The sequence below is a fragment of the Brachyspira catarrhinii genome, from assembly GCF_005518285.1.
Classification (GTDB): domain Bacteria; phylum Spirochaetota; class Brachyspiria; order Brachyspirales; family Brachyspiraceae; genus Brachyspira; species Brachyspira catarrhinii.
Genome location: NZ_SJDU01000196.1, coordinates 1 through 4291 on the forward strand (window position 1 = coordinate 1; position 4291 = coordinate 4291).

Annotated in this window: 4 protein-coding genes; 2 read left to right on the forward strand and 2 right to left on the reverse strand. The window is 32.8% G+C overall.

Annotation, left to right across the window (positions count from 1 at the left end; genetic code table 11):
- Both aroF and EZH24_RS07830 read left to right on the forward strand, forming a co-directional pair.
- Positions 1 to 635: 3-deoxy-7-phosphoheptulonate synthase (gene aroF / locus EZH24_RS07825; protein WP_137998556.1), on the forward strand; the 635-nt coding region annotated here is incomplete at its 5' end.
- 132 nt (positions 636 to 767) lie between these two features.
- Complete coding sequence (locus tag EZH24_RS07830) at positions 768 to 1163, forward strand: secondary thiamine-phosphate synthase enzyme YjbQ (RefSeq protein WP_137998557.1); 396 nt, start codon at positions 768 to 770, stop codon at positions 1161 to 1163.
- Between the two features lie 350 nt (positions 1164 to 1513).
- Here EZH24_RS07830 and EZH24_RS07835 read toward each other — a convergent pair whose 3' ends face one another.
- Positions 1514 to 2431: a hypothetical protein gene (locus tag EZH24_RS07835; RefSeq protein ID WP_137998558.1), complete on the reverse strand. Its 918-nt coding sequence runs from the start codon at positions 2429 to 2431 to the stop codon at positions 1514 to 1516.
- Positions 2432 to 2784: 353 nt separating this feature from the next.
- Positions 2785 to 4131: an NADP-specific glutamate dehydrogenase gene (gene gdhA, locus EZH24_RS07840; protein WP_137998559.1), complete on the reverse strand. Its 1347-nt coding sequence runs from the start codon at positions 4129 to 4131 to the stop codon at positions 2785 to 2787.
- Between the last annotated feature and the right edge of the window lie 160 nt (positions 4132 to 4291).

A 4291-nucleotide genomic window follows, 5' to 3' on the forward strand; every position in this document is an offset into this window, starting at 1 on the left:
ACGCGTTTCAAGGTTTGGCTTTGGACGGACTTAAAATATTAAAACTTGTCAAAGAAGAAGTTGGAATTCCAATAGTAAGCGAAATAGTTTCAATTCGTCATTTGGAAGAATTTGACAATATTGTCGATATGATTCAAATCGGAGCAAGGAATATGCAAAACTTTGAATTATTAAAAGAAGTAGGCAAATTGAAAAAACCGATTTTATTAAAAAGAGGTTTGGCAAATACGATGGAAGAATGGTTAATGAGCGCCGAATATATTTTGGATAAAGGAAATAGCGATGTCGTTTTATGCGAAAGAGGAATAAGAACATTTGAAAATTATACGCGTAATACATTCGATGTAAGCGCGATTCCAATGATAAAACGAATGAGTCATTTGCCCGTGATAGGCGACCCGTCTCATGCGAGCGGAAAATCTTGGATGGCGATGCCTTTGACATTGGCTGCTTTATCGGCGGGAGCTGATGGAATGATAATAGAAGTTCATAACGACCCCGAACATGCTTTATGCGATGGAGCGCAATCTATCAAGCCCGAAGTATTTAGCGAGATAATGGAAGCGGTTAATATGATTAGCGAGACTGTGGATAAGATAAAAGCGAAACATAACGGTAGGGTTTATACAAAGTAAGCTCCAAATTATTTTTACAAAACAAATCAACTTGTTTTTTCTAAAATTCATTATATAATATTTTCATAATAAGAGTATGCGGAGTAAATATAAATTCTAATAAAATTATTTCATCGGCGGTTTTAGAAAATAATGAAAACTATTAATATAAAAACAAAATCAAGATTTGATATAGTCGACATAACGGACGAAGTTCAAAAATGCATAAACGAGGAAAAAGTAAAAGAAGGAATAGCGGTAATATTCACGCCTCATACCACTGCGGCGGTTGGAATAAACGAGAATGCCGACCCCGATGTGGTTTTTGATATGAAAAATGCGCTTAATAAATTAGTGCCTCAACACGATAATTACGAACATTCCGAAGGCAATTCACAGGCTCATGTTTTATCTTCGCTTGTATCTCCAAGTTTAACCGTAATAATAGAAAGCTCAAAAATAGTTTTGGGAACTTGGCAGAATATTTATTTCTTTGAATTTGACGGCGCAAGAAATAGAAAAGTTTATGTGCAGATAATTTCCAAATAATAATTATATGATAAAAAGACGACACATTTTAATGTATCGCCTTGAGGATTTTATTGTATCAAATATTTTAAAACTTTTGCCTTATTTAATTTTTTTCATTTCTTTACTCCTTGATTTTAATATATTATAATTAATTGTTAGAATGATTTAATATTTTATTGGAATAATGTCAACAGTTATTATTAACGAATTCATAGAATTTTTTATATTTTTAAAAAATTAATAATTGAAATAATACATATACGACATTTTTTATAATTATTTAAATTAAAGTTATTTAAAATAAAAAAATCATTAGAGGATAAAATCCCCTAATGATTACGATTCAACTTTAATTACTATATTCTTATTTATTGAGCGCTAAATTTAACCGTTTCATATGCTCCGCCTGATTGGAAAACTATAGTCAAGCTGTTAGCGTCAAATGTAGCTTTTCCGCCAGTTATATAAAGAATTTGTCCGTTTATTTCAAGCGTATTGCCATTGCCGAGGCTTTTGTCGTTTCCTTTGAAAGTATAAGGACCGTAGCCTTTTCCAGCGGTTATAGGATAAGCGTGCGGATAGTCGCTATTTTGGTTTATTTCGCCTTTTGCGTTATATCTGTTTACGACTATTTTACCGTCTTTTACTTCTGCAGAAAAGCTAAACACATGATTAGGGTTAAGTTTATACACATGTCCATAAGATTTATAAACTTTTCCCTCAAATTGTTCTATCCCTTTATTTCCATCTGGCTCTATAATTTCTTCGGATTTTCCAATTAACGAATAAGTAAATTCCGTTCCGTAATTGCTAAATTTTATTCTCAAATAACCGTCTTCAACAAAGGTGGCAACGGCGGTATTTTTATTATGACTTTGGTATCTAACTCCTTCCAAATTGTAAATCGCTCCCGTTTCATTTAAATTATTATAAAATTTGCCTTCCTCTTCTATAATATTTCCATCGGCATCTTTAGTTATGGCGCTTATATAAGGTTTTGATTCGCTATCGACTTTTACATCCGCGTAAAAATATATGATTTTTGAAAGGTCGCCATTTAAAATATAACCGCCAGATTTGAACGATAAACCTTTAAATTGAATCAATCCTTGATTAGCATCGATGGGTAATTTTTTATTTGTATTTTCGGAAGGAAATTCTGGCGTAGACGGTTCTTCCACCAACATGAAATCGTTCACATTTGTCGGTTTTTGCTTACAAGCCACCGAAACCATAACCACCATAATAGCGAGAGATATTAACCATAAAATTTTTATTTTTGTCATAATATGACCTCCTAAAATTGTTTTATCTATTTATATTATAGCAATTATTTTTTAATTGTCAAGTATTTTTTATTATCTATTAAACCAACCGCTTTCTGGATGTTCTTCCAAATGCAATCGTAAGGTTTTGCGGAAGCAAATCTCTAGTTATTGCCGTCAAAATTCCATATCCAAGATAGATTTCTTCTTCCATTCAAGAATTTATCCAACTCTTTGGGATTTTTGCTCGTAATAACGAAGAATGTATATCATTGTTATATGAAGGCGGGCAATCTATTTTATGCAGATTGCTTCGTTTGTTCGCTTACAGCGGGCTTTAGCCTCACTCGCTCGCAATGACTAATTTTTATTATTTAAATCACGCCTTGACTAATCATAGCGCTACATACTTTTTTAAATCCCGCTATATTCGCGCCCGTTAAAGTGTCGAAAGGATTACCAAATTCGCTTGCAGTTTCATGCGTATTTTTGAAAATATTAACCATTATATCTTTTAATTTGGAATCAACCTCTTCAAAAGTCCAAGAATAACGCATTGAATTTTGAGACATTTCAAGTCCAGAAGTTGCCACTCCGCCAGCGTTAGCCGCTTTTCCCGGTCCGAATACTATTTTATTATCGATGAAATATTTAGCCGCATCCAAACTTGAAGGCATATTCGCTCCCTCGCATACGGCTATGACTCCGTTTTGGACGAGAGTTTTGGCGTCTTCCAAATCCAATTCGTTTTGAGTGGCGCATGGAAGGGCAATATCGCATTTAATTTTCCAAATGTCTTTAGAATTTTCCGAATATTTTGCGTCTTTATGAGTTTCCAAATATTCTTTTATTCTTCCGCGTTTTACTTCTTTTATTTGTTTGATTAAATCCAAATCGATTCCTTTTTCATCGTAAATATAACCGTTGGAATCCGACATAGCCACGACTTTAGCTCCTAAATTTTTAGCTTTTTCGCAAGCGTATATTGAGACATTTCCGCTTCCAGATATTACAACAGTTTTATTCTTAAAATCGGTATTTTTTAAAGTTTTCAAAGCCTCTTCGGTATAATAACATAATCCGTAGCCTGTCGCTTCCGTTCTTGTAAGCGAGCCTCCGAATGATAATCCTTTTCCCGTCATAACGCCAACCGATTCGTTGCAGATTTTTTTATATTGTCCGTATAAATATCCGACTTCTCGTGTGCCGACTCCAATATCTCCCGCTGGAACATCCGTATCTTGACCTATATGACGATATAATTCCGTCATAAAAGCCTGACAGAACGCCATAATTTCATTGTCGCTTTTTCCTTTCGGGTCAAAATCCGAGCCTCCTTTTCCTCCGCCCATTGGAAGCGAAGTTAAAGAATTTTTAAGAACTTGTTCCAATCCTAAAAATTTAATTATCGAAGCGTTAACGGTTTTATGGAATCGAAGTCCGCCCTTATAAGGACCGATTGCCGAACTGTATTGAACTCGATAACCTTTATTGACTTGAATTTTATGATTATCGTTTACCCAACAAATTCTAAAAATTATGAGTCTTTCTGGTTCTATAAATCTTTCAAGAATTTTTTCTTTTTCGACTATAGGATTTTTCATAACATACGGTTCTAATGATTCCAATATCTCAAGCGCCGCATTCAAAAATTCTTTTTCGCCTTTATTTTTTTTACATAAATCGTCATAAACTTTTTTTACATATTTGCTTTTAAACATTTTATTCTCCTTTTTCATTTAAAATTATTTAAATATTTAATAATAGTTTTATTTTATAAGTATTTATAAAATTCTGCAAGAGTTTTTCTTTTCATTTTTTATTTAATTAAAGTTTATAAATTTATAAACCGATATTTTTATATAAAGAATTTTAATAAAT